The 25,699-nt window shown below is 71.4% G+C and carries 25 protein-coding genes and 2 pseudogenes; 9 read left to right on the top strand and 18 right to left on the bottom strand.

Translation table 11 applies throughout. The features are described from left to right. Positions 1-64: 64 nt before the first annotated feature. Positions 65-754 carry a hypothetical protein gene (locus tag ACH4S9_RS40135; protein ID WP_398376655.1) on the bottom strand — a complete coding sequence of 230 codons (690 nt, stop codon included), beginning with the start codon at positions 752-754 and terminating at the stop codon, positions 65-67. A gap of 221 nt (positions 755-975) precedes the next feature. Between ACH4S9_RS40135 and ACH4S9_RS40130 the strand changes: the two genes are divergently transcribed. Both ACH4S9_RS40130 and ACH4S9_RS40125 read left to right on the top strand, forming a co-directional pair. Further along, positions 976-1,410 carry a hypothetical protein gene (locus tag ACH4S9_RS40130; RefSeq protein WP_311727186.1) on the top strand — a complete coding sequence of 145 codons (435 nt, stop codon included), beginning with the start codon at positions 976-978 and terminating at the stop codon, positions 1,408-1,410. Continuing rightward, the gene (locus ACH4S9_RS40125; protein ID WP_398376653.1) at positions 1,407-3,680 is read left to right on the top strand and encodes a tetratricopeptide repeat protein; all 2,274 of its coding nucleotides are present in this window, start codon (positions 1,407-1,409) and stop codon (positions 3,678-3,680) included. The genes ACH4S9_RS40130 and ACH4S9_RS40125 overlap by 4 nt, the downstream gene beginning before the upstream one ends. A 99-nt stretch (positions 3,681-3,779) precedes the next feature. Here ACH4S9_RS40125 and ACH4S9_RS40120 read toward each other — a convergent pair whose 3' ends face one another. After that, the gene (locus ACH4S9_RS40120; protein WP_311727184.1) at positions 3,780-4,031 is read right to left on the bottom strand and encodes a hypothetical protein; all 252 of its coding nucleotides are present in this window, start codon (positions 4,029-4,031) and stop codon (positions 3,780-3,782) included. Continuing rightward, positions 4,028-4,492, bottom strand: a complete 465-nt coding sequence (locus tag ACH4S9_RS40115) for an ATP-binding protein (RefSeq protein WP_311727183.1) — start codon at positions 4,490-4,492, stop codon at positions 4,028-4,030. Before ACH4S9_RS40115 ends, ACH4S9_RS40120 begins: the two co-directional genes overlap by 4 nt. Before the next feature lie 173 nt (positions 4,493-4,665). Between ACH4S9_RS40115 and ACH4S9_RS40110 the strand changes: the two genes are divergently transcribed. Beyond that, a complete protein-coding gene (locus ACH4S9_RS40110) occupies positions 4,666-5,559 on the top strand; it encodes a helix-turn-helix transcriptional regulator (protein ID WP_311727182.1) in 894 nt (297 codons plus the stop codon). 11 nt (positions 5,560-5,570) lie between these two features. After that, entirely contained in the window at positions 5,571-5,762 is a 192-nt protein-coding gene (locus tag ACH4S9_RS40105; RefSeq protein ID WP_385351628.1) for a DUF397 domain-containing protein, read from the top strand. A gap of 290 nt (positions 5,763-6,052) precedes the next feature. Here the strand turns inward: ACH4S9_RS40105 and ACH4S9_RS40100 are convergent. Further along, positions 6,053-6,172, bottom strand: a pseudogene (locus tag ACH4S9_RS40100) (transcriptional regulator); the annotation flags it as partial. Between ACH4S9_RS40100 and ACH4S9_RS40095 the strand changes: the two are divergent. Then, positions 6,172-6,270, top strand: a pseudogene (locus tag ACH4S9_RS40095) (SDR family oxidoreductase); the annotation flags it as partial. The pseudogenes ACH4S9_RS40100 and ACH4S9_RS40095 sit on opposite strands and share 1 nt — an antisense overlap. 88 nt (positions 6,271-6,358) lie before the next feature. Beyond that, positions 6,359-7,255: an arginase family protein gene (locus tag ACH4S9_RS40090; protein ID WP_385351625.1), complete on the top strand. Its 897-nt coding sequence runs from the start codon at positions 6,359-6,361 to the stop codon at positions 7,253-7,255. On the opposite strand, the gene ACH4S9_RS40085 is transcribed toward ACH4S9_RS40090, so the two are convergent. Further along, on the bottom strand, positions 7,242-8,825 hold the full coding sequence (locus ACH4S9_RS40085) for an MFS transporter (protein ID WP_398376651.1): 1,584 nt from the start codon (positions 8,823-8,825) through the stop codon (positions 7,242-7,244). The genes ACH4S9_RS40090 and ACH4S9_RS40085 overlap by 14 nt on opposite strands. A gap of 82 nt (positions 8,826-8,907) precedes the next feature. Here ACH4S9_RS40085 and ACH4S9_RS40080 point away from each other — a divergent pair, with 82 nt between their 5' ends. After that, positions 8,908-9,255: a helix-turn-helix domain-containing protein gene (locus ACH4S9_RS40080; protein ID WP_311727177.1), complete on the top strand. Its 348-nt coding sequence runs from the start codon at positions 8,908-8,910 to the stop codon at positions 9,253-9,255. Between the two features lie 878 nt (positions 9,256-10,133). Here the strand turns inward: ACH4S9_RS40080 and ACH4S9_RS40075 are convergent. Further along, entirely contained in the window at positions 10,134-12,659 is a 2,526-nt protein-coding gene (locus ACH4S9_RS40075) for an ATP-dependent Clp protease ATP-binding subunit (protein ID WP_311727176.1), read from the bottom strand. A 536-nt stretch (positions 12,660-13,195) separates the two neighbouring features. Between ACH4S9_RS40075 and ACH4S9_RS40070 the strand changes: the two genes are divergently transcribed. Then, positions 13,196-13,828, top strand: coding sequence for an SCO3374 family protein (locus ACH4S9_RS40070; protein ID WP_311727175.1), 633 nt, complete (start codon positions 13,196-13,198; stop codon positions 13,826-13,828). Here the strand turns inward: ACH4S9_RS40070 and ACH4S9_RS40065 are convergent. The 11 genes from ACH4S9_RS40065 to ACH4S9_RS40015 form a co-directional block, all read right to left on the bottom strand. Further along, a complete protein-coding gene (locus ACH4S9_RS40065; RefSeq protein ID WP_311727174.1) occupies positions 13,767-14,105 on the bottom strand; it encodes an Lsr2 family protein in 339 nt (112 codons plus the stop codon). The genes ACH4S9_RS40070 and ACH4S9_RS40065 overlap by 62 nt on opposite strands. Before the next feature lie 209 nt (positions 14,106-14,314). After that, a complete protein-coding gene (locus ACH4S9_RS40060; protein ID WP_311727173.1) occupies positions 14,315-14,836 on the bottom strand; it encodes an amino-acid N-acetyltransferase in 522 nt (173 codons plus the stop codon). A 21-nt stretch (positions 14,837-14,857) separates the two neighbouring features. Beyond that, positions 14,858-15,253, bottom strand: coding sequence for a BlaI/MecI/CopY family transcriptional regulator (locus tag ACH4S9_RS40055; protein WP_311727172.1), 396 nt, complete (start codon positions 15,251-15,253; stop codon positions 14,858-14,860). A gap of 114 nt (positions 15,254-15,367) precedes the next feature. After that, positions 15,368-15,544, bottom strand: a complete 177-nt coding sequence (locus ACH4S9_RS40050) for a hypothetical protein (RefSeq protein ID WP_311727170.1) — start codon at positions 15,542-15,544, stop codon at positions 15,368-15,370. Between the two features lie 56 nt (positions 15,545-15,600). After that, positions 15,601-16,497: a hypothetical protein gene (locus tag ACH4S9_RS40045; RefSeq protein WP_361186729.1), complete on the bottom strand. Its 897-nt coding sequence runs from the start codon at positions 16,495-16,497 to the stop codon at positions 15,601-15,603. Positions 16,498-16,773: 276 nt separating this feature from the next. Continuing rightward, positions 16,774-18,429, bottom strand: a complete 1,656-nt coding sequence (locus tag ACH4S9_RS40040; protein ID WP_398376650.1) for a hypothetical protein — start codon at positions 18,427-18,429, stop codon at positions 16,774-16,776. A 160-nt stretch (positions 18,430-18,589) separates the two neighbouring features. Continuing rightward, a complete protein-coding gene (locus ACH4S9_RS40035) occupies positions 18,590-19,387 on the bottom strand; it encodes a type III pantothenate kinase (RefSeq protein ID WP_311727167.1) in 798 nt (265 codons plus the stop codon). A 2-nt stretch (positions 19,388-19,389) separates the two neighbouring features. Continuing rightward, complete coding sequence (nadC, locus tag ACH4S9_RS40030) at positions 19,390-20,424, bottom strand: carboxylating nicotinate-nucleotide diphosphorylase (RefSeq protein ID WP_398376648.1); 1,035 nt, start codon at positions 20,422-20,424, stop codon at positions 19,390-19,392. Continuing rightward, entirely contained in the window at positions 20,421-22,211 is a 1,791-nt protein-coding gene (locus tag ACH4S9_RS40025) for an L-aspartate oxidase (RefSeq protein WP_398376646.1), read from the bottom strand. The genes nadC and ACH4S9_RS40025 overlap by 4 nt, the downstream gene beginning before the upstream one ends. Further along, complete coding sequence (gene panC / locus ACH4S9_RS40020) at positions 22,211-23,188, bottom strand: pantoate--beta-alanine ligase (RefSeq protein WP_398376644.1); 978 nt, start codon at positions 23,186-23,188, stop codon at positions 22,211-22,213. The genes ACH4S9_RS40025 and panC overlap by 1 nt, the downstream gene beginning before the upstream one ends. Then, positions 23,185-24,120 carry a DUF2520 domain-containing protein gene (locus tag ACH4S9_RS40015; protein WP_311727163.1) on the bottom strand — a complete coding sequence of 312 codons (936 nt, stop codon included), beginning with the start codon at positions 24,118-24,120 and terminating at the stop codon, positions 23,185-23,187. Before ACH4S9_RS40015 ends, panC begins: the two co-directional genes overlap by 4 nt. A 148-nt stretch (positions 24,121-24,268) precedes the next feature. Between ACH4S9_RS40015 and ACH4S9_RS40010 the strand changes: the two genes are divergently transcribed. Next, complete coding sequence (locus tag ACH4S9_RS40010) at positions 24,269-25,462, top strand: threonine aldolase family protein (protein WP_398376642.1); 1,194 nt, start codon at positions 24,269-24,271, stop codon at positions 25,460-25,462. Here the strand turns inward: ACH4S9_RS40010 and ACH4S9_RS40005 are convergent. Beyond that, the gene (locus tag ACH4S9_RS40005) at positions 25,370-25,690 is read right to left on the bottom strand and encodes a hypothetical protein (protein WP_361186744.1); all 321 of its coding nucleotides are present in this window, start codon (positions 25,688-25,690) and stop codon (positions 25,370-25,372) included. The two genes, ACH4S9_RS40010 and ACH4S9_RS40005, sit on opposite strands and share 93 nt — an antisense overlap. Positions 25,691-25,699 lie beyond the last annotated feature (9 nt).

Genomic DNA, 25,699 nt, shown 5'->3' with positions numbered 1-25,699 from the left:
ACGGCTTCTACAGCCGGACCGCCCCCTCCCCGACGCCTGACGGCCGTCTCCGCGCCGGGCGGTGCTAGCCGGCTGTCCGGTGGTGTGCGAGGAGATACGGCTCGTCGAGGCGCGCGTCGTCGACGCGGTCTCGCGCGTCGGTGAGGAGCCAGTCCAACAGCTCCGGGGTGGCGTGGTACTCGTCGTAGAAACCCATGTGCAAGTCGGTGATCTCGAACTCGAACATCACGTCGTCGACGAGGTCTGCCAGGTGGGCGTCGGCGGCTGGGGTGCGGGTGGCGGTCCACAGGTCCAGCCAGGGGCGCAAGGTGTCGGTGGCGACGGTGATGAGGCTGAGGGTCTCCCTGACGGAGACGGGGCTGGGGTGGGTGTGCAGGGTGGTCCGCCACCAGGCGGACCAGACGTCACGGAGGGCGTCGGCCAGAGGCGCGTCCCATGTGGTCCAGCCCGCCTCCCGCAAGCGGGAGGCGATCAGGTTCTCGTCGACGTGGAACTGGCCGGTGACGACGGGGCGGATGATGCGTGGGGTCAGACGGCGAAAGAGCCTGGGGAAGTCGTCCCAGTGGCTGGGCACCTCCATGGCCACGGAAGTGACCATGTCGTCGGATATCAGGTGCAGGGGTCCGGAGAGCTCGGCGAGGTCCTGCTCGCCGTAGCAATACGTGCATCCCTGGACGGGGAAGGGCTCCTCACCGGCAAACGCACGGTCCAGGGCGTCGAGGGCTGTCGTGAGCTGCTGCTGGAAGTGGGACATTGCGACCTGCCGGGACTCCGTCCGGGCAACCGGCGAAGATCGCAGGGTATCAGCGGGGCCGCGTTGGACTGACGGGAAGCCCCCGCTCAGCGCGGCGAACTCGTCCCGGACGGCTGCCCGCCGAACACCGCCGCCGCCTCGACGAAACCGCCTGACGGGCGGGCCGGCCGACGTATCGTGAAAAGCCGACGTCCGCAGGGATGAGGGGGGCAAGGGGACACATGGAGCCGCAGATCGCAGATCTGGCACGGACAGCCGGGTCCACCGTGGTGGCCCTGATGGCCACCGACGCATGGCAGCGCGCCCGGGAGCGGATCGTCGCGTTATGGCGCCGGGCCCAGCCGGACCGCGCCGACGGGATCGACGGCGAGCTCGAGACCACGCGCGACGACCTGCTGGCCGCGCGTGACGCGGAGGACTCGGAGGACGAGGAGACCCGGCGCGAGCTGAGCGAGGAGTGGGCGGGCCGTATGCGGCGGTTCCTCGTCGCGCATCCGGAGGTCGTCGAGGAGTTGCGCCGGGTCCTGGACGAGTTGAGCCCGGCCCTGCCGGGCAACGATCAGGCGATGAACACCACCATCCATATGCGAGCCGAAGCCTCCGGCAGCGGCCGGGTCTACCAGGCGGGCCGCGACCAGCACATCACCGAGCGGTGAGCGCCGAAGGCCGAGCCTCCGGGCACGGACGGGTCTTCCAGTCGGCCGGCGACCAGCACATCGCCGAGCACCATCACCACTACGCGCCCGGCGCCTCTCTGTTCGCCGGGGCACCGACCCCGGGGCTCGGCGGCCCGGACACCGTACGCGTCCCCCCGGTGGGCCGTACCCCGGCCGTCCTGCGGGACCGGGCGGACCTGATGCGGCGATTACGTGCGGCGGTCGAGGGCGGCGGACAGATCCACGTACTGCACGGCATGGGCGGCTGCGGCAAAACGGCGGTGGCCCACGCGCTGTTCACCGAGGCCGTACGCGACCGGGCCAGGGTCGGCCTCTGGGTCAACGCCTCCGAACGGCTGTCCCTGCGCGCGGGCATGCTGGCCGTCGCCGCCGACCGGGGCGCGGGCCCCGGCGAGTTGGCCGCCGCGCACAGCGGGCAGCGCGCCGCCGCGGACCTCGTCTGGCACCACCTGGACCACTCCGCCGAACCCTGGCTCTTGGTGATCGACAACGCCGACGACCCGGCGATCCTGCAAGAGGGCGCCTGGCTGCGCCCCAGCCCGCGCGGCACGGTGCTGGTCACGACCCGGTACGCCACCTCGCGCGCCTGGCGGGGCGCGGTCCTGCACCCCGTCGGGGTGCTGCCCACCGAGGACGCGGCCCAGGTCCTGTGCGACCTCGCACCCCACGCGGGCACCCCGGCGGCGGCCGAACAGGTCGCCCTCCGCCTCGGCTGCCTCCCGCTCGCCCTGACCCTCGCGGGGTCCTACCTGCACCACCAGCTACTGGAGTCCTGGTCCATGGACGAGTACCGAAACCGCCTAGAAGCCGACCCGACCGGCCTCATCGACCAGGGCGCGGCCTTGGATTCCGGCCGCCCCGAGTCCCGCCACCTGGTCAGCCGCACCTGGCACCTGTCCCTGGATGCCCTCGCCGACCAGGGCCTCCCGGAGGCGACGACGCTGCTACGGCTCCTGTCCTGCTGGAGCCCGGACCCGCTGCCGCTCGCGGTGCTGAGCCCGGCGTCGCTGGGCGCGACGGGCCTGCTGGACGCCGCCCGCGTAGAGCCTGCTTTGCGCGGGCTGCTGGATCATTCCCTGGCCACGATCGTCTCCGCGCCGGGCGGTACGGATGGGGACCAGCCGGTGCGCTGCGTCCAGGTGCACGGCGTACTCCTGGACAGCGTCGCCTCGGGCACCCCTGCGGAGCAGCGTGCTGCTCTCGCGGAGGCGGCAGTCGCCCTGCTGGAGGCCGCGCTTCCGGCGGACGGCGGGGTCGGGGACGGGTTCGTTGCGCTGCTTGTGCCGCATGCGGTGCGGTTGCTGCGCGAGGGAGACGTTAGGACGGCGGAACGGGTGGTGGGGTTGGCCGTACGCCTCGCTGAACGCGTTCATGAGACGGGTGACTACGCCGCCGCCCTGGACCTGGCCCAGGAGGCCGCGGGGGCGGCGGAACGGGTGCTCGGTGCTGAGCACCGGCTGACGTTGAGCGCGCTGCAGCGCGCGGGGCGCTCGTTGTTCCGGCTCGGTCGCATCGCGGAGTCGGAGGAGGTTCACAGCCGGGTGCTGCGCGTCCGCGAACGCGTCTTGGGGCCTGACCACCCCGACACGCTCGAGTCGTGTCACGGGCTCCAGCAGCCGCTCTTCAGACTGGGGCGGCGGCCTGAGGCGCTGTCCTTGCTGCGTCGTGCGGCGGAGGGGCTGCGGAGCGCTTTGGGGGTGGAGCATCCCAGGGGGCTACGCAGCCGGGCGATGCTGATTGAAGGTCTTGCCGTGTGCAAGGAAGAGGCAGAATTCGACCGGACGTCTCCACAGACCGTCGAAGACTGCGCGCAGTACCTGGGCTGCGACCATCCCACAACGCTTGCGGCCAGGCATACGTACGCCTTCGGGGTCGCCCACTTCGGCAGAGCGGAAGAGGCCGAACCACTCGCTCGACGCGCACTGGCCGACCGCAAGCGCATCCAGGGGCCGACCCACCCCAAAACGCTCGCCGTCACGGCCCTGCTCGGCTACGTCACGGCGTCGCTCGGCCGTTGGGACGAGGCCATCCAGCTAACTCGACGCTGCATCGAAGCACGAGAGCGAGTACTCGGGCCCGAGCACCCCTTCCTCGTGGAGAACTACTCGGAACTGGCCGACTACCTCGCTCGCGCGGGGCGGACGGACGAGGCCGAAAGACTGGCGCGTGAAGCCTTCCCGCTGTGTGAGCGAGTTCTCGGCCCCGATCACCCTGCAACCCTTCGCGCTCTCCGGGTTCTGGAAGCCTGAGCGTGATCTAGCCAGCCTCGATGCCAGTGACTTTGCGGTGAGTATGGGACAGCGACACGCCGTGGTATCGGCGTGTCGCTGTCCCATACTCACCGCAACTCAGGCTTCGGGCGCGAATTGAGGCTGACCCCTCTGCCCTGACCGGGCTCGCTCAGCCTTCAGCAGCCGCTTGTAGTCCGCCAGTACGCGCAGCATCCCGAAGCCTGTCCCCAGCGGGACCGTCCCGATGACCAACAGCGGCCGCTGCGGCTCCCGAAGGTCCGCACGTATGTCAGGCAGCCACACGCCCAGCGCGGCGAACTCGTCCCGAACGAGTTCGGCGACCCGCTCGCCGGGTGCCTGAGCGTTCACGTCTTGACCCCGGGCGGGAGTCCGAGCTCGAACCACACGGCCTTGCCTGTGCCGTCGAGTTGTTCGTCGACCGTCAGGCCGCATACGTCCGAGAGCGCGGTGACCAGGAACAGGCCGCGCCCGTGCGTCTCGTCGTTCGTCGCGCGGCGGGGCGACGGCAACGCGGGGCCGTCATCGTGGATTGCGACCCGCACGCGGGTGCACTCAATGGTGGCGGCGAGCCGCACGTCTCCCTTGCCGTGCTGATGCGCATTGGTCACCAGCTCTGATGTGCACAACGCTGCCGCGTCGGCGAGTTGGCCCAGTCCGGAGGCCACGAGCAGGTTGCGTACGAAGTCTCGGCACAGCCTGGGCGCGATAGGGATGCCGGGGGCGGACAAGGTGTATCGGTGCGGAAGTTGCTCGGTTCCGCCGATGGAATTCCCGGGGTCAGCCGCCCCCGGTTCGGTACGTACTCCCATGAGACGCCTCCGTGGCGTTCCGTAGGTGAGGGATCTGACGGATCCCCTACGTGATTCAGCCAACACACACTGTAGGGATAGACTCATCAGATCTGCAACCTACTCCCCCTATCGAGTGGACCGAGCCCACACCCGCAGGCAGACTGTGGGCGGAACCTCCAGGAGGCCTCGTCTTGGCACTGCGAACCGTTATCACTGAGCGGCAACGCCGACTCGGTTCAGAACTCCGAAAGTTGCGCGAGCAGGCTGGCTTGTCCATCAACGAGGCAAGTTCGCGGGTCGGCATGGGCGCCACACATCTGAGCCACGCAGAGGCGGCCCGCACCGCAATCGCGTTCGATCGGCTGCGCGCCTTGATGCAGGCCTACGAGGTCAGAGATGAGCCCTACGCCGACGCCCTTGCCAGCCTCTCGGAGGACAAGGGCAAGGGCTGGTGGAGCGGCTACAGGGGCGGCCTCTCGCCAGCTGCGTTGGACTTGGCCGAACTCGAATCCCGGACCTGCAGCATCCGTTCTTACGAGTCACTGTTCATCCCGGGCATCCTCCAACTCGAGGACTACACGCGTGCGATCTTCCGAGCCAACGACACGGTCACCACTCCGGAAGGCATCGACGCAGCAGTCAACTTCAGGCTGAGACGCCAAAAGGTCCTCACCAGCGATGATCCGCCGGAGGTCCACGCCGTGATCCACGAGGCTGCGCTACACATGCGCTTTGGCGGTGCGTCAGTAGCTCGCAAGCAGCTCCTGCGCCTCGTAGAGCTGGCTGAACTACCGCACGTGAGGATTCAGGTCCTACCCTTCACGGCAGAGGGGGTGTCCGCCGTGAACACCCCGTTCTGTCTCCTCACCTCGCACGGGGGAGCGCTTGAGACCGTGCAGATGGATCACGCGGACCAGTCCATGTTTCTGCACACCCCAGATTCAATCGCCCAGTACCAGAAACAGTTCGACCAGCTCTGCTCGATCGCTCTTCCTCCGGTGAACGCCAAGGTCACGTCCTCCCTCGATCGCGAGGGGCGGGATTCACTGGGGCTGATCCAATACGTCCTCTACAGCCACTATTAGGAATCGCGATCATGCCCATACGCAACTGGCGTAAGTCTTCCTTCAGCACCTCCGGGGCCAACTGCGTGGAACTCGCCACCGCCCACGACCGCATACACATCCGGGAGAGCGACGAGCCCGACACGACGCTCCGCACCACCCCCGCCACCCTCCGCTCCTTCATACGGGCCGTGAAGACCGGCGGACTCGACCACACCACCTGACCCGCCCGGGCAACCACACGCCCTCCAGGGCGCAACCAGGGAGAGTAGTGGCATATGGACGAATTTCTGGTGGAGCTATGCCGAAGCGGAACATTCGACCCTCTGGTTTTGGGCATGCCCCCCCCCGAAGCACTCGTCAGGGTGGTCGGCGACAGGGACGGGTTCGTGTCGCAGACGGAGCTCAGCTGGTGGCCCAGGCCCGGCGGCTGGTTCTACTCCGAAGAGAACGAGTCGGGAGTTTGGGTAACCGGCCCCCCTGGGCCGTAGCGCCGGCGCGGGGGCCGCAGTCGCTAGGGGCGGACCTGCTTGGGATCGGCGTCGAGCGCATCGAGCATTGCGTCGCCGTTCGTCCTCGCCCACTCGGTCAGCATGTGGATCGGATCGTTCAGCGCCGCTCCGAGCGGAGTGACCGGCCGAAGTCGCCGAGGCCGCCGCCTGGCTGCTCAGCGACCGTGCCTCGTACGTGACCGGCGTGGTCCTGCCGGTCGACGGCGGTGCGCTGGCCTAGCCCGCCACCGTCGCCGCCACCGGAGACCAGGGTTCCGCCGGGGGCGAAGGGCTTGGCGATAGAACATCCGTACGCCCAGACTGGCCGCATGCGCAGCCTCGTTGTGATCGATGCCCCGTCCAACCTCGGCCTCAGGCCGCCCGCCGAAGGCACCGTGCCCGGGTGTTACAAGCTCGCGGGCGCGCTCCGCGAGCAGCGGCTGCCGCAGCGGCTCGGGGCGCACGAGGGCGGGGTGGTCGTGCCGCCCCGCTACGACCGGGGCGGGTGGCGGGAGGGCGACGGCGTGTTCAACGCCGGGGCCATCGCCGCGTACACCCGCAAGCTCGCCGACCGCATCGAGCACCACGTCCGGGCCGGGAACTTCCCCGTGGTCCTGGGCGGGGACTGTTCCATCCAGCTCGGCGCCTCGCTCGCGCTGCGGCGCATCGGGCGGTACGGGCTCGCCGCCATCGACGCCTCCGCGGACTTCCGGCACCCCGGGAACTCCGAGCGGGTCGGCGCCGCGGGCGGCGAGGAGCTGGCGCTGGCGACCGGCCGCGGGCAGGCGGACCTGACGGACCTGGAAGGGCTGCGGCCGTATCTCAAGGACGAGGACATACGGATCCTCGGCATCCGCGACTACGACGAGGACCGGGTCGAGCTCTCCGAGCTGAAGATCATGAACGCGTCGGTCGGGGAGATCAGGGAATCGGGCCCGGAGGAGCTGGCGCGCGAGGTTCTGCGCTCCCTCGAAGCGCCCGTGACCGAGGGGTTCTGGGTGCATCTGGACGCGGATGTGCTGGACCCCTCCGTCATGCCCGCCGTCGACAGCCCCGACCCCGACGGGCTGCTGCCCGACGAACTCGCCGCCGTACTGCGCATTTTGGTGCGGTCGAAGCGCTGCGTCGGCCTCAACGTCACCATCTACGACCCCGATCTCGACCCCGAGGGCTCCTGCGCCGCCCTCCTCGCCGACCTCCTCCACACGGCGTTCACCTCGCCCTGAACCGGTCACGGGCCTTGCCCGGCCGCAGTAGCAGCGCAGCCAACAGGGCCGTCAGGGCCAGGGTGGCCGCCGCCACGAGGGTGACCACCGTGAAGCCCCGGTCGTACGCGTCGCGGGCCGCCGCGCGCAGCAGGTCGGCGGCGGCCGGGGCGAGGTGGTCGGCGGCGGTGTCGGCCGCGCCGATGGACTCGCGCGCGGCGGCGTGTTCGGCGGGCGGCACGCCGGGGACGGAGGAGGGCAGCGCCGTGCGGTAGGTGGCGGCCAGGACGGTGCCGAGGGCGGCGACGCCGAGGCCCGCACCGAGTTCGAAGGAGGTCTCCTGGATCGCGGCCGCTTCCCCGGCGCGATCCGGGTCCGCCGAGGACATGATGGAGTCCGCGCCGAGGGTCATCACCACTCCCGCGCCGAGGCCCGAGGCGAGCAGGGCGGCAGACGTCACCCCGTGGTGCGCGGGGCCGCCGCCCGCGTACAGGAGGAGCAGCGCGCCGGAGAAGAGCGCGAGCGCCCCGGTCAGGGCCCGGCGGTTGCCCCAGCGGCGCGCCGCCGACGGGGCGGCGACGGCGCCCACCGCGTTGGCCACGGCCAGGGGCAGCAGCGCGAGCCCGGCGCGGAGCGGCGACGCGCCGCCCACGAGCTGGAACCACTGGGTGAGGAAGAAGAGCAGAGCCGTATAGCCGCCGAAGCAGCCGACGACGCACACCGTGGCCGCGGTGAAGCGACGGTCGGCGAACAGCGAGAAGTCCAGCAGCGGCTGCGCCAGCCGGCGCTGCCGCCGTACGAAGAGGAAAAGCAGCGCCAGGCCCGCCGCGCCCGCGAGGGCGGGTCCCGGCTCGGGGCGCAGCTGTGCTCCGGTCTGCTTGAGGGCGTAGACGACGCCCGCCAGCCCCGCCGCGGAGAGCGCGACGCCCGCCAGGTCCCAGGAGCGGGGCAGGGGGTTGCGCGATTCGGGGATGAGCCGGGCCCCGGCGGCCAGGATCACCGCGATGACCGGCACATTGACCAGGAAGACCGAGCCCCACCACCACCGCCCGAGCAGGGCCCCGCCCACCAGCGGGCCGATCGCCGCGCCCGCGCTGTGGGCGGCGGTCCAGACGCCGAGGGCCAGGGCGCGCTCGCGCGCGTCGGGGAAGACGACGCGAATGATCGCGACGGTCGAGGCCATGATCATGGCGGTGCCCGCGCCGAGCAGCGCCCGGGCGAGGATCAGTTGCCCGGTGGTCTGGGCGAACGCGGCGCCGGCCGAGGCGAGGCCGAACAGCACGAAGCCGGCCAGCACCAGTCGTCTGCGGCCGATGCGGTCGCCCAGCGTCCCGCAGGTCACCAGCAGCGCGGCGACGGTGAGGGAGTAGACGTCCACGATCCACAGCAGCCCCACGCCGCTGGGGTGCAGGTCCCGGGTCAGGCTCGGGGTCGCCGCGTGCATGACGGTCAGATCGATCCCGGCCAGCAGCAGGCTCGCGCTCAGAACCGCCAGCACGGCCCACCGCCGCGGCGACGCCGGCGCCTCGGCGGAGGGGCCATGGGGAGGCTTGCCGGGGGTCCGGGCGGGGCGCGGCGTGCGAAGGCTCATGTCGGCACTGTCATCGGGCGGTTCCCGGCCCACAAGTACGGTCTTTTTTGTGCCGTAGTACCACTCTGGATACCTTTGCTGGATGCGCGGCAGCGTGGATGACACCCAAGATCAGTGCGCGGTCGAGATCGCGATGGAAATCCTCGGCGGCCGGTGGAAACTGGCGATCGTCAAGCAGCTCCTCACCGGCACCCACCGGTTCGGGGAACTCCGGCGCGCCCTGCCCGGCGTCACCCAGCGGATGCTGACCCGGCAACTGCGCGAGCTGGAAGCGGACGGGCTCATCGTGCGAACGGTCTATCCGGAGGTGCCGCCGAAGGTCGAATACGCGCTCACCGAAACGGGCCGCAGCCTGGAGCGCATCACGGATCTGCTCGACGCGTGGGGGCGCTGGTATCGGGACGCACGGCCGCGCGGCGAACAAGCCTGAATGAGCCGGTCGCGCAACAACCCGCCGCCCAAACGCCGTTGATATCCATCTGGTAGCGGCGCGGTCACGCGACGGAGCCGCAATTGAATCAGCGCGGCCGCAATGTGATCCGCGGCGCTCCGCCCTTTCCACGCTTCTGGATCGACCGCGGCAGCGAGCGCTCCATGCCGTCGCCGGACGGAATCGATCTCGTTGGATGCCCGCCGGCCCCGCACCGGACTATTGCGCGAGCCCGCCCCGGGAGCGATCGATTTCGTGCGCCGGACCTTCCGCCGTGCCTTCCACTCGGCCTTCCGCCGGGCCTTCCAGCGGACCCTCCGGGCCTATCCGAGTGCGAGACCGGTCGCCGAGCGGCACGATTTTCGACTTCCTGATCGAACACAGCCGCCAGGGCGGCCGGGAAGAGACGGCCGGGGAGGGGTGATCGGAATGCCGGCGGCCGGCCCGGCGCGATGAATGCGCGTACATCGTGAAGGTCCTGCTCGCCGCCCGGAAAGGCGCCCGCCCGGTACCCGCACGCCGTCGGAAACTCCGGAGGTACGCGCCCCGGGTGCGCCGCTTTACCCGGGATCCGGTCCGTCCGGCCATCTCGGAAGAGGCCCGGGCACTCGGCCGGATCGGTCCTGTCGGGCCGGAAATGCTGCCCTATCCGGCAGCCGTCCTGAACGAGGGGCCACACGCTCCTGATCGGCGCCCCAGCCGATGCCCCAGCCAGTCCCGCAGCCGACCCGCAGCCGACCCGCAGCCGACCTCCCAGGAGGGCCCTGACGGCCCGCTGACGGCCCGCTGACGGCTCTCGGGGCCCACCCCCACCCAAAGGGGCTGCCCCGGACCGTGAGAACGGTTCGGGGCAGCCCCTGTGCGCTCTGGGCGGGAGGTCACGCCTCCTTGCTGAGGTTCGGACCCGCGCCGCCCGCCGCGGACTCGATCGGCGGGGTGTCGGGCAGGGCCGACTTCTCCTCGCCGCGGAAGGTGAACTTCTTCTCCTCACCCTCGCCCTCGGTGTCCACGACCACGATGTGACCGGGGCGCAGCTCGCCGAAGAGGATCTTCTCCGACAGCACGTCCTCGATCTCGCGCTGGATGGTCCGGCGCAGCGGCCGGGCGCCCAGCACGGGGTCGTAGCCCTTCTTGGCCAGCAGCTTCTTGGAGTCGCCACTGAGCTCGATGCCCATGTCGCGGTCCTTGAGCCGCTCGTCCACCTTGTCGATCATGAGGTCGACGATCTGGATGATGTCTTCCTCGCTGAGCTGGTGGAAGACGACCGTGTCGTCGACGCGGTTGAGGAACTCGGGCCGGAAGTGCTGCTTGAGCTCCTCGTTGACCTTCGCCTTCATCCGCTCGTAGCCGGTCTTCACATCGCCCTGGGCGGCGAAGCCCAGGTTGAAGCCCTTGGAGATGTCCCGGGTGCCGAGGTTGGTGGTCATGATGATGACCGTGTTCTTGAAGTCCACGACCCGGCCCTGGGAGTCGGTCAGGCGACCGTCCTCCAGGATCTGGAGCAGCGAGTTGAAGATGTCCGGGTGGGCCTTCTCGACCTCGTCGAAGAGGACCACGGAGAACGGCTTGCGGCGCACCTTCTCGGTGAGCTGGCCGCCCTCCTCGTAGCCCACGTATCCGGGCGGGGAGCCGAAGAGCCGCGAGACGGTGTGCTTCTCGCTGAACTCCGACATGTCGAGCGAGATCATCGCGTCCTCGTCGCCGAACAGGAATTCGGCGAGGGTCTTGCTGAGCTCGGTCTTACCGACACCGGACGGGCCCGCGAAGATGAACGATCCACCGGGGCGCTTCGGGTCCTTCAGACCTGCACGCGTGCGCCGGATGGCCTGCGAGAGCGCCTTGATGGCGTCCTTCTGGCCGATGACGCGCTTGTGCAGCTCGTCCTCCATGCGCAGCAGCCGGGAGGACTCCTCCTCGGTGAGCTTGAAGACCGGGATGCCCGTGGCCGTGGCCAGGACCTCGGCGATCAGCTCCTCGTCCACCTCGGCGACGACGTCCATGTCGCCGGCCTTCCACTCCTTCTCGCGCTTCGCCTTGGCGGCCAGGAGCTGCTTCTCCTTGTCGCGCAGGCCCGCGGCCATCTCGAAGTCCTGCGAGTCGATCGCGGACTCCTTCTCCCGGCGCACATCGGCGATCTTCTCGTCGAATTCGCGCAGGTCCGGCGGTGCGGTCATGCGGCGGATGCGCATCCGGGAGCCGGCCTCGTCGATCAGGTCGATCGCCTTGTCCGGGAGGAAGCGGTCCGAGATGTAGCGGTCGGCCAGGGTGGCGGCCGCGACCAGGGCGGAGTCCGTGATGGAGACGCGGTGGTGCGCCTCGTAGCGGTCCCGCAGGCCCTTGAGGATCTCGATGGTGTGCGGCAGCGAGGGCTCGGCGACCTGGATGGGCTGGAAGCGGCGCTCCAGGGCCGCGTCCTTCTCCAAGTACTTGCGGTACTCGTCGAGCGTGGTCGCGCCGATGGTCTGGAGCTCGCCTCGCGCCAGCATGGGCTTGAGGATGCTCGCCGCGTCGATCGCGCCCTCGGCGGCGCCCGCACCCACCAGGGTGTGGAGCTCGTCGATGAACAGGATGATGTCGCCGCGGGTGCGGATCTCCTTGAGCACCTTCTTCAGGCGCTCCTCGAAGTCACCGCGGTAGCGGGAGCCGGCGACCAGGGCGCCCAGGTCCAGGGTGTAGAGGTGCTTGTCCTTGAGGGTCTCGGGCACCTCGCCCTTGACGATGGCCTGGGCCAGGCCCTCGACGACCGCCGTCTTGCCGACGCCGGGCTCGCCGATGAGGACCGGGTTGTTCTTGGTGCGGCGCGAGAGCACCTGCATGACCCGCTCGATCTCCTTCTCGCGCCCGATGACCGGGTCGAGCTTGGATTCGCGGGCGGCCTGGGTGAGGTTGCGGCCGAACTGGTCCAGGACGAGGGAGGTGGAGGGGGTGCCCTCCGCCGGGCCGCCGGCCGTGGCGGCCTCCTTGCCCGAGTACCCGGAGAGCAGCTGGATGACCTGCTGCCGGACCCGGTTCAGGTCGGCGCCCAGCTTCACCAGGACCTGGGCGGCGACGCCCTCGCCCTCGCGGATCAGGCCGAGCAGGATGTGCTCCGTGCCGATGTAGTTGTGGCCGAGCTGGAGGGCCTCGCGGAGCGACAGCTCCAGGACCTTCTTGGCACGGGGGGTGAAGGGGATGTGCCCGGACGGGGCCTGCTGGCCCTGGCCGATGATCTCCTCCACCTGCTGGCGGACCGCCTCGAGCGAAATCCCGAGGCTCTCCAGGGCCTTAGCGGCGACACCCTCACCCTCGTGGATCAGGCCCAGGAGGATGTGCTCGGTGCCGATGTAGTTGTGGTTGAGCATCCGGGCTTCTTCCTGAGCCAGGACGACAACCCGCCGCGCGCGGTCGGTGAACCTCTCGAACATCGTTAATCGCTCCTCAGAGCGGTCAGGCAGTAAGGGGGCGCTCCCCTCTCTGTCCTTCCGCAGCTTAGTCCCGCAAGCGGGGACCGCTCATTCCAACTGCCGACGCCCATCCGGATCACCCCGCTCTCGCGAGGAAGGCAGCACACGCTCCCTTTCCCCGAACAGCCGACAACAGCTCCAACCCGATGGTGCGAGACGATGTTCCCGCAGGCCAGGCATCTACGCCCGCCGCCACTACGCCCGTGGCGAACGCGACCGCCTCCCGGCCCAGGGACCGCCCCTCCCACTAGGCATCTCTTACCCGCATGGGCTGACACTCCATGCGGCGCGGGCCGGTTCCCTCCGCTACGGGCGAACAACCTTGCGCCCGTTCACCACTCCTGTAAGCCCCTTGGCGGATACGGGGCGCGTACGCGTCGCGACATTGCGCGATCTGCGGCGCGGGGCTCTCGAAGGACCTCTCGGAGCACATGGCTCTCGAAGGACGTGATATTCGGAGCACGTGACTTTCGGAGAGGGACGGAGTTACTCCGGGCATGCCCCTCACGACTCCGGGCCTCGCTCAGTGGTACGAGAACGAGCTGGGATGGCCGACGACCGGCAGCAATCCCGTCGAACTGCTCACGGGGGTGCGCTTCGACGTGCTGGAGCTGCCGGCCGACGCCGGTTTCGCCTTGCTGCGGCGCGTACCGCGGACCGGTCCGGTCGCGGTGGAGGGCCCCAGGATGCGGCTATGGGTGGCCGCGGGCGGCGCAGACGAGCTGCCGGGGCTGCTCGACTGGCTGGAATGGGGCGATGTCCCCCTCGATCTGACCGCCATCGGTGCAGGCGGCCGGATCACCGCGCCGTGCCCCTCCTCCCGGCCGCTGGGGACGGCACGTGGAGAGCAGGGCCCGCAGGAGGCCGCCGTGTGGCTGCGACCTCCCGAGCCGGGGGGCGGGGTGGAGCCGATGCTGCCGGTGGCAGGGTTCGGGGGCGATGGGGACGCCCCCGATCTCGTACGGCTCGTGGGTGCGGCGGCCACGGAGTGCCACCGTGCCCGGTTGCTGCGCGCTCGGCCACTGCCGGGACAGCGGGGAGCCCGGCCGACCGGAGAAGGTGACGCAATCAGGCGTTGGCCTTCTCGTATGCCTCGCGCACAGTCGCCGGGACACGCCCGCGGTCGTTGACCTCGTAGCCGTTCTCCTTGGCCCAGGCGCGAATCTTCGCGGTGTCCTGGCCGGCACCGGCCGCCGCGGGGCGGGCCTTGCCGCGGGTGGCGGCAGCGCGGCCACCGGTGCGACGGCCGCCCTTGGTGAAGGGCTCCAGGGCGTCACGGAGCTTGTCCGCGTTGTCCGTGGTGAGGTCGATCTCGTAGCTCTTGCCGTCCAGCGCGAACGTCACAGTCTCGTCCGCCTCGCCGCCGTCGATGTCGTCGACAAGAAGGACCTGAACCTTCTGTGCCATGAGGTTCCTTTCTTCAGAAACCGGGAGCTCGGGCCGCAGCGTTAGGCGCTGATGTCCCCACCCCCAGGTAATTACACTACGGGAGAATAGGAAACCGCTTTTCCCGGAAAAACACAAACCCCCCGGGAAGGTTCGGTCGATGGACCACAGGGGAACGCTCTGTTCCGGAGCCATGCGATAGGGGAGCGATTCGGACATAGGGCCCGCGATCACAGTTGCAGAAGCATCCGGCTGTTGCCAAGGGTGTTCGGCTTCACCCGTTCGAGCCCCAGGAACTCCGCGACGCCCTCGTCATAGGAACGCAGCAGCTCACTGTAGACATCACCGTCGACCGGCGTCTCGCCGATCTCCACGAAGCCGTGCTTGGTGAAGAAGTCGACTTCGAAGGTGAGGCAGAAAATGCGCCGTACGCCGAGCCAGCGCGCCGTTTGCAACAGCTTGTCGAGCACCAGGTGGCCTACACCACCACCCTTCACGGCGGGATCCACCGCGAGAGTGCGAACCTCCGCCAGGTCTTCCCACATGACATGCAGCGCACCGCAGCCAATGACCTCCGCGTCGCCGTCCCGCTCCGCCACCCAGAACTCCTGGATGTCCTCGTAAAGCGTCACCGTCGCTTTGTCGAGGAGGATGCGATCAGCCACGTAGACGTTGATGAGGCGACGGAGGGCCGGCACATCACTGGTCCGGGCACGGCGGACGGTGACTGCTTTAGATTGAGCCAAGGACATGCTCGGACGCTATCGCCGGTCTCATCGCCCGGACTCACCGGGGCTCTCACGGGGCTCTTCGAGTTGTACGACGCGCATCGCATCCCGCAGCGCATCTCGCTGCTCTTCGGACATCATCCCGAAGAACGCGACGAGCGCGGCGGCCGGGTTGTCACTGGCGGACCATGCCTCGTTCATCAGTGCGGCCGAGTAGGCGGCGCGCGTGGAGACCGCGGCATATCGATAGGCGCGCCCTTGCACCTCGCGGCGCAGCCAGCCCTTCTGATGGAGGTTGTCCATTACGGTCATGACCGTCGTGTAGGCGATCGAGCGTTCCTGTTGAAGGTCTTCCAGGACTTCCCGGACCGTGACCGGGCGGTTCCACTTCCACACCCGCGTCATGACCGCGTCTTCAAGGTCTCCCAATGGCCGAGGCACACGTGAATAATAGTGGGAGATGTCGCGAATGTCGGGTTCATGCGCGCAAAAAAGGGGCGCACATCCCGGGACGATGTCATCCCGGGACGTACGGCCCCATCGGTTCCGGGCGGGTCAGGAAGCGCTGGGCCGCGCCTGCTGCTCGGCCTCGGCGCGGGCGAGCGCCGCGTCCACGGCGGCGTCCTCCTTGGCCTTGTTGGCACCGCCCTGGCTCTTCACGATCGTCCTGATCAGCGCGGTGAAGGCCACGGCCATCACCACGGGCGGGACCAGCGCGGAGACGTAATCCATGGCTGTCGCTCCTCCAGACTCGAGGCGTCCAGATTACGGGGTGCGCCCGCCCGGCCTCAGGCGGGGACCCGTCCGAGCCGGGAGTCGCGGTCCGGCGGCGCGGCCGGGCGGCGGCGCTTGGGCGGGAAGACCTCCGCCGGTGTGGGCACCGGCCGGCCCGGACGCGGCGCCTTGTGGCCCGGCTCGCCGCGCTTCGGTTCGCCACGCGTCGGTTCGCCACGCGTCGGCTCGGCGCGCCCGGGTTCGCCCTTCTTGGGCTCCTCCCGCTTGGGCTCGCCCTTTTCGGGCTCTTCTTTTTTGGGCTCGCCCTGGGCCGGGCCGCCCCGCTTGGGCTCCTCGCGGGCCCCGCGCTCGGGGGCGGACGGCTTCTTGCGCGGCTCCCGCGCGGGTTCGCCGCTCTTCTGCACCGCCCGGACGCCGCCCGCGGGGGCCCCGCCGGGCAGCACCCTCAGACGGACCGCCGCGGACCGGCCGTCACGGGGCCACAGGGCCCCCGCCGCGCGCTCCGCGAGCCGGGCCCGCACCCCTCGCTCGGCGAGCCGCTCGCAGTGGCGCAGCAGGGCGCGACGGCGCTCGGCCTCGCCGGTCCCGGCCGCGGACCGGCACAGCGCGCGCAGCGCGGCCAGGTCCTCGGGAAGCGGCTCGTAGCCGGCCGCCAGGACGCCCTCGAGCTGGTCGAGATAGCCGACGGCGGCGCCTGGGAGGGCGGCGCGGTAGCGGGCGAGCTCGTCGAGCAGAAAGGCTCGCAGCCGCCCGCCCTCGCGGACCGCTTCGTCCACGGCCTCGGCGAGGCGGAGGCAGTCCTGGACCTCCTCCGTCCGGTCCGGGCCCCCGTGGCCGGGGGAGAGGGTGACGGGATGGGGTTGGAGGGCGATGGCGAGGGCGCGTCGGAGCACACGCAGCTCATCCGCACTGAACGCCATTCCGCCGCGGGATCCATATGGCGTGGGCATGGGCCGACTTTAAGTGCTAAGCGGACAAAATTCGCTGAGCGCGGGGCGGTGCGGCGCGTTGCGGAAACATACGGATGATGTGACGGATGACGCGGAAGGCGCATGGTGCCGCGGCGGGCGCGGAAACGTGCGGGGCGGATGTGAAAGGTCCGGTGAACGCCGGCGCCCCCGGCCTCGGCCGCTCGGTGTGCGAGCGGGCCGACGGCCGGGGGCGCCGGGGTGGGTGAGTCGGGGTGGGTGAGTCGGGGTGGGTGAGTCGGGGTGCGCGGGCCGGGGTCAGACGCGGGCCGCTCGGCGGCGGCGGGTGACCACCACCGCGGCGCCGCCCAGCGCGAGCGCCACCGCGGCGCCGCCCGCCATCAGGCCGATGCCGCCCGCGCCGGTCAGGGCCATCGTGCCGCCCTTGGAACCGTCGTCGGAGGAGCCGCCGCCCGTGGCGGAGTCGCCGGAGCCGGACGTCCCGCCCTTCTGGGAGCCGGAGGCCGAGCCGTCACCGGAGCCGCCGTCGGTCGAGCCGGCCGTGCCGTCACCGCCCGTGGAGGAGGACTCGTCCGGGCCGCCGGACGCGCCCTTGAAGGTGATCTTCGCGGTGTCGTTGGCCGAATTCGGGTCGTTGGTGCTGAAGCCCGCCGGGCCGGGGACCAGCTTGACGGTGCCGGTGGCGTTCTGGTCGGCGCCCTTGGCGATCTTCACGCCGAGGCCGTACATCTGGCCCTCGCCGGGCAGCTCGGTCGAGGCCTCGGGGCACAGATAGCGGCTGTGGCCCGGCTCGAACTTCTTGGTCTCGGTCTCGCTCACATACGTCAGGCACTCGCCGGTGGTGTCCTGATCCGGCTCCTCGTCGATGTGGTTGGTGAGCCCGGTGACGCCCTTGGGCAGCGTGATGTCGGCGTACAGAAGCGGCTGGCCGTCCTTGCGGTACGCGGCCGCCGGGCCGCCGTTGGTCAGCCCGAACCGCAGCCCGCCCGTGGTGCCGTCGGCCTGCGGGGTGATGGCGCCGCCCACGGCGCGGAAGTCGGCGTGGTTGTCGGTACGGAGGGAGACGCTGCTCTTGCCGCCGGTCTCGAAGTCACCGCCCGGGGCGGCCGTGAAGGCGATCGGGGACCCGGTGCCGGGGGTGCCGTTCGGGTTCGCCTCGCTGCCCGCCGGGACGGCCTCGACCGCGTAGTCGATCCAGGGGGCCAGGGCGGCCTTGGTCACCTTGACGGTCAGCGGGGTGTCGAGCTTCGCGGACCGGCCCGGTTCGATCGCGGTGTCGATGGAGCAGTAGACGCGCGCGGAGTCGTCCCATTCGGAGCCGAAGCTACAGTTCTTCGGCTTGGTCGTGAATTCGATGCCCGGGACGCTGCTGAGTTCGATATTGACGCGCTCGGCGGGCAGATCCCCGGTGTTCCGCACCGTCAGGGGCAGGTCCACCGTGGAGCCGGTCTTGAGGCCGTCGCGGTCCGGCAGTTTACCCACGACCAGTTGGGGCGAGCCGACCACGACCTTGGAGGAGCCCTTGTCCCCGGTCGCGCCGTCGGCCGTCACCTCGTAGCTGATGGTGCCGGAGGCACCGGGCTCGGCGTCGGAGTCGGCGGTGAGCGTGAACGGCTCCCAGGGGCCGTGGAGGTTGCCGTTGTCGAGGCAGGTGACGACCGCGCCGGAGGCGGTGCACTGCTCGTTTTTCGCCTTGATGGTCGCGACGCCTTCGAGGCCGCTGGCGTCGATGACCATCTTGGCGTTCTCGGGCAAGGGGAATTCGGCCCCGCCGTCAGCGAACGAATAACCCACACTCGGGGCGACGGCCTCCTGGCCGGCGGCCGCCGACGGCAGGGCGATCTGCCGGGGCGCGGTGATCTCGGCCCAGGGTTGGGTCGGCTCGTCCTCCGCGTAGGCGGAGGGCGCGCCGACGGCCGTCCCGAGCGCGATCACCACTCCGACGGCCGCCACATGAATCGTTTTCCCCTTATGCCACATGCGTCCCATGCCCATCTCACGACGACCCGACTACGTTCGCCCGCAAGACCGTTCCGCTGACCGGATGGTTGCCCTCCGGTGAACGGAAAGTTGTGAGCAGGGGTGGGAGAGGGTGAGGCGGGACCGGGGCGGGTCAGCCTCGCGCGACGTTGCGCTCGTACACCAGGCGCAGGCCGATCAGGGTCAGCCACGGCTCGTGCTCGTCGATGACCGAGGACTCGCCCAGCACCATGGGGGCCAGGCCCCCGGTGGCGATGACCGTCACATCCTCGGGGTCGTCGGCCAGTTCGCGCGCCATCCGCCGGACCACGCCGTCGACCTGGCCCGCGAACCCGTACAGAATGCCGGCCTGCATCGCCTCGACGGTGTTCTTGCCGATGACGCTGCGCGGCCGGGCCAGCTCGATCTTGCGCAGCTGCGCGCCGCGCACCCCGAGCGCCTCGACCGAGATCTCGATGCCGGGCGCGATCACCCCGCCCACGTACTCGCCGCGCGCGCTGACCGCGTCGAAGGTCGTCGCCGTGCCGAAGTCGACGACCACGCACGGGCCCTCGTAGAGCTCGACGGCCGCCAGGGCGTTGATGATCCGGTCGGCGCCGACCTCCTTCGGGTTGTCCATCAGGATCGGCACCCCGGTCTTCACCCCGGGCTCGACCAGGACGGAGGGCACGTCCCCGTAGTAGCGGCGGGTCACCTCGCGCAGCTCGTGCAGCACCGAGGGGACGGTGGAGCAGATGGAGATGCCCTCGATGCCGTCGCCCAGCTCCTCGCCGAGGAGAGGGTGCATGCCCATCAGGCCCTGGAGGATGACGGCCAGCTCGTCGGCGGTGCGGCGGGCGTCCGTGGAGATCCGCCAGTGTTCGACGATCTCGTCGCCGTCGAACAGGCCCAGCACGGTGTGGGTGTTTCCCACGTCGATGGTCAGCAGCATCGTCAGTTCGCCTCGGCCTCGCGCAGGTCCAGGCCGATGTCGAGGATCGGGGAGGAGTGGGTGAGCGCGCCGACGGCGAGGTAGTCGACACCCGTCTCGCCGTACTCCCGCGCGTTGGCCAGGGTGAGGCGGCCCGAGGACTCCAGGGCGGCGCGGCCCGCGACCAGCTCGACCGCCTGCCGGGTCTGCTCCGGGGTGAAGTTGTCGAGCAGGATCAGATCCGCGCCCGCGTCGAGCACCGGCGGGATCTGGTCGAGGGTGTCGACCTCCACCTCCACGGCCACGTCCGGGAACTCGGCGCGCACGGCCTTGAACGCCTCGGCCACGCCGCCCGCCGCGATCACGTGATTGTCCTTGACCAGGGCCGCGTCCGACAGCGACATGCGGTGGTTGACGCCACCGCCGCAGCGCACCGCGTACTTCTCCAGCACGCGCAGCCCCGGGGTGGTCTTGCGGGTGTCGCGGACCTTCGCCTTGGTGCCCTCCAGGGCCTCGGCCCAGGCGCGGGTGGCGGTGGCGATGCCGGACAGCCGGCACATCAGGTTGAGCGCGCTGCGCTCGGCGGTGAGCAGATCGCGGGTGCGGGTGCGGACGGTGAGCAGCTTCTGGCCGGCGGCGACCAGGTCGCCGTCCTCGACATGCCGCTCGACCTCGAACGCGTCGGTGCAGACGATGGACAGCACCGCCTCGGCGACATGCAGCCCCGCGACGACGCCCGCCTCGCGGGCGGTGAAGTCGCCGGTGGCCATGGCGTCCTCGGGGATGGTGGCCACGGTCGTCACATCCACGCCGTGGTCGAGGTCCTCCTCGATCGCCAGGTGCGCGATGTCCTCGACCTTGACGGGGTCGAGCCCGGCGTCGGCCAGGAGCTGGGCGAGGTCGGGGTCCAGGCCGCACTCCATCGGGTCGAGGTCGTACGCCTCGTCGTCGGCGCCGCAGCCGCAGGCGTCACCGCAGCCGGGGCCCCCGCCGGGGAGGCCGATCTGAAGCAGCGGGAGTTCCACGGGCTGGGGGCGGTCGTCGGGGGTGCTGCTCACGGGTGGGACTCCGTATCCGTTCGGGGGGTGGTGAGTGGGGGGAACGCCCCGGTCGCGGGGGACTCCCCGGTCTTCGGGGACACCCCCGTCGCCGGGAACGCCTCCGAGTCCGTCGTACGGACGTCCAGCGTGTCGTCGGGGCGCAGGGTGACCAGGAGGTGGCGGTGCCAGGCCCGGTCGTCCCGGTCGGGGCGGTCCTCGCGCCAGTGGCAGCCGCGGGTCTCCTCGCGGCGGAGGGCGGCGGCCACCAGGACGCGGGCGACGAGGAGGAGGTTGGTCGCCTCCCAGGTGTCGACCCCGGGCTCGGCCGTCTTGCCGTCGCGGCCGAGCGCCTCGGTGGCCTCGCCGTGGACCTGCTCCAGCCGGGCCGCGGCCTGGGCCAGGCTCTCGGCGGACCGGATCACCCCGGCCCCCTCGGTCATGATCCGCTGGATGGTGTAGCGGGCCTCGGGCGGCAGCAGCGGCCCCTCGCCGGGGGCCACCCGCGGGGCGGGGGCCCGGTGCGCCTGCGGGGCCGGGGCGGAGGCGATGTCCTCGGCGATGCGCTCCGCGAAGACCAGGCCCTCCAGGAGGGAGTTGGAGGCCAGCCGGTTGGCGCCGTGGACCCCGGTGCAGGCGACCTCGCCGCAGGCGTAGAGCCCGGGGACGGTGGTGCGGCCGCGCAGGTCGGTGCGTACGCCGCCGCTCGCGTAGTGGGCGGCGGGCGCCACCGGGATGGGCTCGGTGACCGGGTCGATGCCATGGGCGCGGCAGGCGGTGAGGATGGTCGGGAAGCGGTGCTCCCACATCCGCTCGCCGAAGTGGCGCGCGTCCAGATACATGTGCTCGGCGCCCTGCTCGAGCATCCGCCGCAGGATGCCCTTGGCGACGATGTCGCGGGGCGCGAGCTCGGCCAGCTCGTGCTGCCCCTGCATGAAGCGGACGCCGTCGGCGTCGACGAGATACGCGCCCTCGCCCCGCACTGCCTCCGAGACCAGCGGCTGCTGCCCCTCCGCCTCCGGGCCGAGCCACAGCACGGTGGGGTGGAACTGCACGAACTCCAGGTCGGAGACCTCCGCCCCGGCGCGCAGCGCGAGGGCCACGCCGTCGCCGGTGGAGACGGCGGGGTTGGTGGTGGCGGAGAACACCTGGCCCATGCCGCCGGTCGCGAGGACCACCGCGCCCGCGCGGACCGCGCCGACGCCGTCCCGCCGGCCCTCGCCCATGACGTGCAGGGTGACGCCCGCCGCGCGGCCGGACGCGTCCTTGAGGAGGTCGAGCACCAGCGCGTTCTCAACGGTCTCGATGCCGGCCGCGCGCACCGCCTCGACCAGCGTCCGGGAGATCTCCGCGCCGGTCGCGTCGCCGCCGGCGTGTGCGATGCGGCGGCGGTGGTGGCCGCCCTCGCGGGTCAGCAGGATCTCGCCGGTGTCGTCGTCGGCGTCGAACCGGGCGCCGGTGCCGATCAGGCGGCGTACGGCGCCGGGGCCCTCGGTGACCAGGGCGCGCACGGCCTCCTCGTCGCAGAGCCCGGCGCCGGCGACCAGGGTGTCGTCGAGGTGCTGCTCGGGGGTGTCGCCCTCGCCGAGGGCGGCCGCTATGCCGCCCTGGGCCCAGCGCGTGGAGCCGTCGTCGAGGCGGGCCTTGGTGACGACCGTGACCTTCGCCCCGGCGGCGGCGCAGCGCAGCGCGATGGTCAGGCCGGCGACGCCCGAGCCGACGACCACGACGTCGGCCTCGATGGCCCAGCCAGGGGCCGGGGCGCGCAGCGCCGCGCCGGCGGGCGCCGGCTTCTTCTCTTGGATCATCACGCGGCTCCGAACCACAGACGGACGTTGTCTATCAGGCGCGTGGTACCGACCTTGGCGGCGACGGCGAGGACGGCCTCGCCGGTGTGGTCGTCGGCGACCTCGGTGAAGTCCGAGGGGTCGACGAGCGCCAGATAGTCGAGGGCGAGGGGTGGTTCGAGGGCGGCCGCCTCGTCGAGCGCCGCGCGCGCGGCCGTCCGGACCGCCTGGGGGGAGGCGACAAGGGGGAGCCCGCCGGGGCTGCCGGGGTTCTCGGGGCCGCTGTGTTCCGGCGCCGCCTGCCGCCCCGCGTCCCGGCCCGCGAACAGCGCACGGGACAGGGTCAGGGCGGTGCTCCGCTCCGGCGCCGACAAATAGCGGTTACGGCTGGAGAGCGCGAGGCCGTCGGCCTCCCTGACCGTCGGAGCGCCGACGATCTCGACGGGGAAGTCCAGGTCGAGCGCCATGCGGCGGATCACGGCCAGCTGCTGGGCGTCCTTCTCGCCGAAGAACGCGAAGTCGGGGCGGGTGAGGTGGAGCAGCTTGGCCACGACGGTGAGCACCCCGTCGAAGTGCCCGGGGCGCGAGGCGCCCTCGTACCCCTCCCCCATGGGCCCGGCGGCCATCCGCACCGAGGGCTCGCCGCTCGCGTACACCTCGCCGACCGGCGGGGCGAAGACGATGTCCGCGCCCGCGGCGGCCGCGACCTCGAGGTCGGCGTCGAGCGTGCGCGGATAGCGCTCCAGGTCCTCGCCCGCGCCGAACTGAAGGGGGTTGACGAAGACGGTGACCGTCACCATGCCCTTGGCGCCGACCCGGGCGCGGGCCGCGCGTATGAGGGAGGCGTGGCCGTCGTGGAGCGCGCCCATGGTCATGACGACGGCGACGCGCCCCGGCGCGGCGAACTGCGCCAGGGCGGCGTCGAAGTCGGCGCGGCTGGTGAACAGCTCCACATCGGGCTCGCCGGGCCCGGCCTTGCGCCACAGCTTCGGGCTCATGCTCCCGCCCCTCCCCTGCCGGGGGCGTCGGAGACGTCCGACAGGACGCCCAGCAGGTCCTCGGCGAGCTCGGGCTTGAGCAGCCCGTGGGCGAGCGCCCGGTCGGCGGTCGCGCGGGCCATCGCGAGATAGCCGGGCACGGCCTGGGGGGCGTGCCGGTGCAGCTCGGCGACATGGGCGGCGACGGTCCCGGCGTCGCCGCGCGCGACCGGGCCGGTCAGCGCGGCGTCACCGCTGCGCAGGGCGTTGTCCAGGGCGGCGCCCAGCAGCGGGCCGAGCATCCGGTCGGGGGTACCGACCCCGGCGGCGCGCAGCAGGTCCATGGCCTGGGCGACCAGGGTGACCAGGTGGTTGGCGCCGATGGCGAGGGCGGCGTGGTAGAGCGGCCGGGCGTCCTCCGCGATCCACTCGGGCTCGCCGCCCATCTCGATGACCAGGGCCTCGGCCGCCATGCGCAGCTCCTCGGGGGCGGTGACCCCGAAGGAGCAGCCCGCGATCCGCTGGACGTCGACAGGGGTGCCGGTGAAGGTCATGACGGGGTGCAGCGCGAGCGGCAGCGCCCCGGCGCGCAGGGCGGGGTCCAGCACATCCGTGCCGTACCGCCCGGAGGTGTGGACGAGCAGCTGCCCGGGGCGCACCGCGCCGGTCTCGGCGAGGCCGCTGACCAGGTCGGGCAGCGCGTCGTCCGGGACGGTCAGCAGGACCAGCTCGGCCCGCGCCAGCACTTCGGCGGGCGGGACGATCGGGACCTCGGGGAGCAGGGCGGCGGCCCGGCGCACCGAGGCGTCGGAGACGCCGGAAGCGGCGACGGGGCGGTGCCCGGCGAGCCGCAGCGAGGCGGCGAGGGCGGGGCCGACGCGACCGGCGCCGACGACCCCGACGGTGAGCCGGGCCGGGCGGTCCTGTGGCTCGGGAAGTGGATGTGCGTTCACTCGACGACGGCCTTCCGTTCCAGTCCTCAGGGGGTACCGGACGATTCCCCGCCATGCTACGCGAGTACCTGGGGATGATCCGGACCCGTCCCCAGGGCTGTGGAAAACCCTGTGGCCCGGCGGATCCCGGGTAGGCCATGCTCGGCGCATGGCGGACAGCGCGGACCAGCAGGAGCAACCGGAACAGCCGGGGCGGCCGGACGGGGCACGGGCCCGCAGGCTCGCGGCATGGCACGGCTCGACACGGGCACTGACCAGCCTCGCGGTGGGTGAGCGGCTCGGCGAGCGGCTGGCCCGGCTGACGGCGGACGCGGCCGAGGCGCACGACCTGGACGACTGGCTGGACTTCTACGGGGACGGGGTCGTCGAAAAGCTGGAGCGGCGGGTCGCCGACCTGCTCGGCATGGAGGCCGCCGCCTTCTTCCCCACCGGCACCATGGCCCAGCAGATCGCGCTGCGCTGCTGGGCGGGGCGCACCGGCAATCCGGCCGTGGCGGTGCATCCGCTCTCGCACCTGGAGATGCATGAGCGCGACGCCTATCTGACGGTGAGCGGGCTGCGCGCGGTACGGCCGACGAGCGAGCCGCGGCTGCCCACGGCCGAGGAGATCCGGGAGCTGGACGAGCCCTTCGGGACGCTCGCCCTGGAGCTTCCGCTGCGCGACGCGGGGTTTGCGCTGCCCACCTGGGACGAGCTGACCGCCGTGGTGGAGGCCGCGCGGGAGCGGGAGGCGGTGGTCCACTTCGACGGGGCGAGGCTCTGGGAGTGCGCCCCGCACTTCGGGCGTGAGCTGTCGGAGATCGCCGCCCTCGCGGACTCGGTGTACGTGTCGTTCTACAAGTCCCTGGACGGCATTTCGGGGGCCGCGCTGGCCGGGCCCGAGGCGCTGGTGGAGGAGGCGAAGGCGTGGCGGCACCGGTACGGCGGGCAGCTGTTCCAGCAGTGGCCCGCGGCGCTGGCCGCGCTGGCCGGCCTGGACCGTGAGCTGCCCCGGCTGCCGTCGTACGTGGCGCACGCCAAGGTCGTGGCGCGGGCGCTGGACGAGGCGTTCACGGCCGCCGGGGTGGCGTGGTTCCGGGTGCATCCGCACCAGCCGCACATCCACCAGTTCCAGGTGTGGCTGCCGTATCCGGCGGCCGACCTGGACGAGGCGGGGCTGCGGCTGGCGGAGGAGACGCGGACGACCCTGTTCGGCCGGTGGTGGGAGCCGGGGCCGCCGGGGCTGGCCATGACCGAGGTGACGGTCGCCTCATCCGCACTGGAGTGGACGGCTGACGATGTCGCGGCCGCGGTCGCCGCCTTCCTGGAGCGGCTGCCGGGGAGCGACTTGGCGGTCGGCTGAGGCGGTTGCCGCCTCAGCCCGCGCCGGGCGGCGGGCGAGGCGGGAGAAGAGGGCGGCGAGCCGGGCCACCCCGCGCGCCGGGCGTTCCTCGACCACCGCGCGGAAGTCGCGGTGCCGGCTCAGCTCGCGGATGGTGCGCCAGTCGCCGGGGCGGGGCGCGGGCGGGGCGGGTTCGCCGCGCTGAGCGGCTCGGTACAGGTCGAGTGCGTACTGCTCGGTGAGGCTCATGACACGAGG

The organism is Streptomyces sp. NPDC021225, assembly GCF_044332865.1.
Classification (GTDB): domain Bacteria; phylum Actinomycetota; class Actinomycetes; order Streptomycetales; family Streptomycetaceae; genus Streptomyces.
The sequence above is the reverse complement of the archived record's forward strand: the minus strand, read 5'-3'. Positions and strand labels throughout refer to the sequence as shown.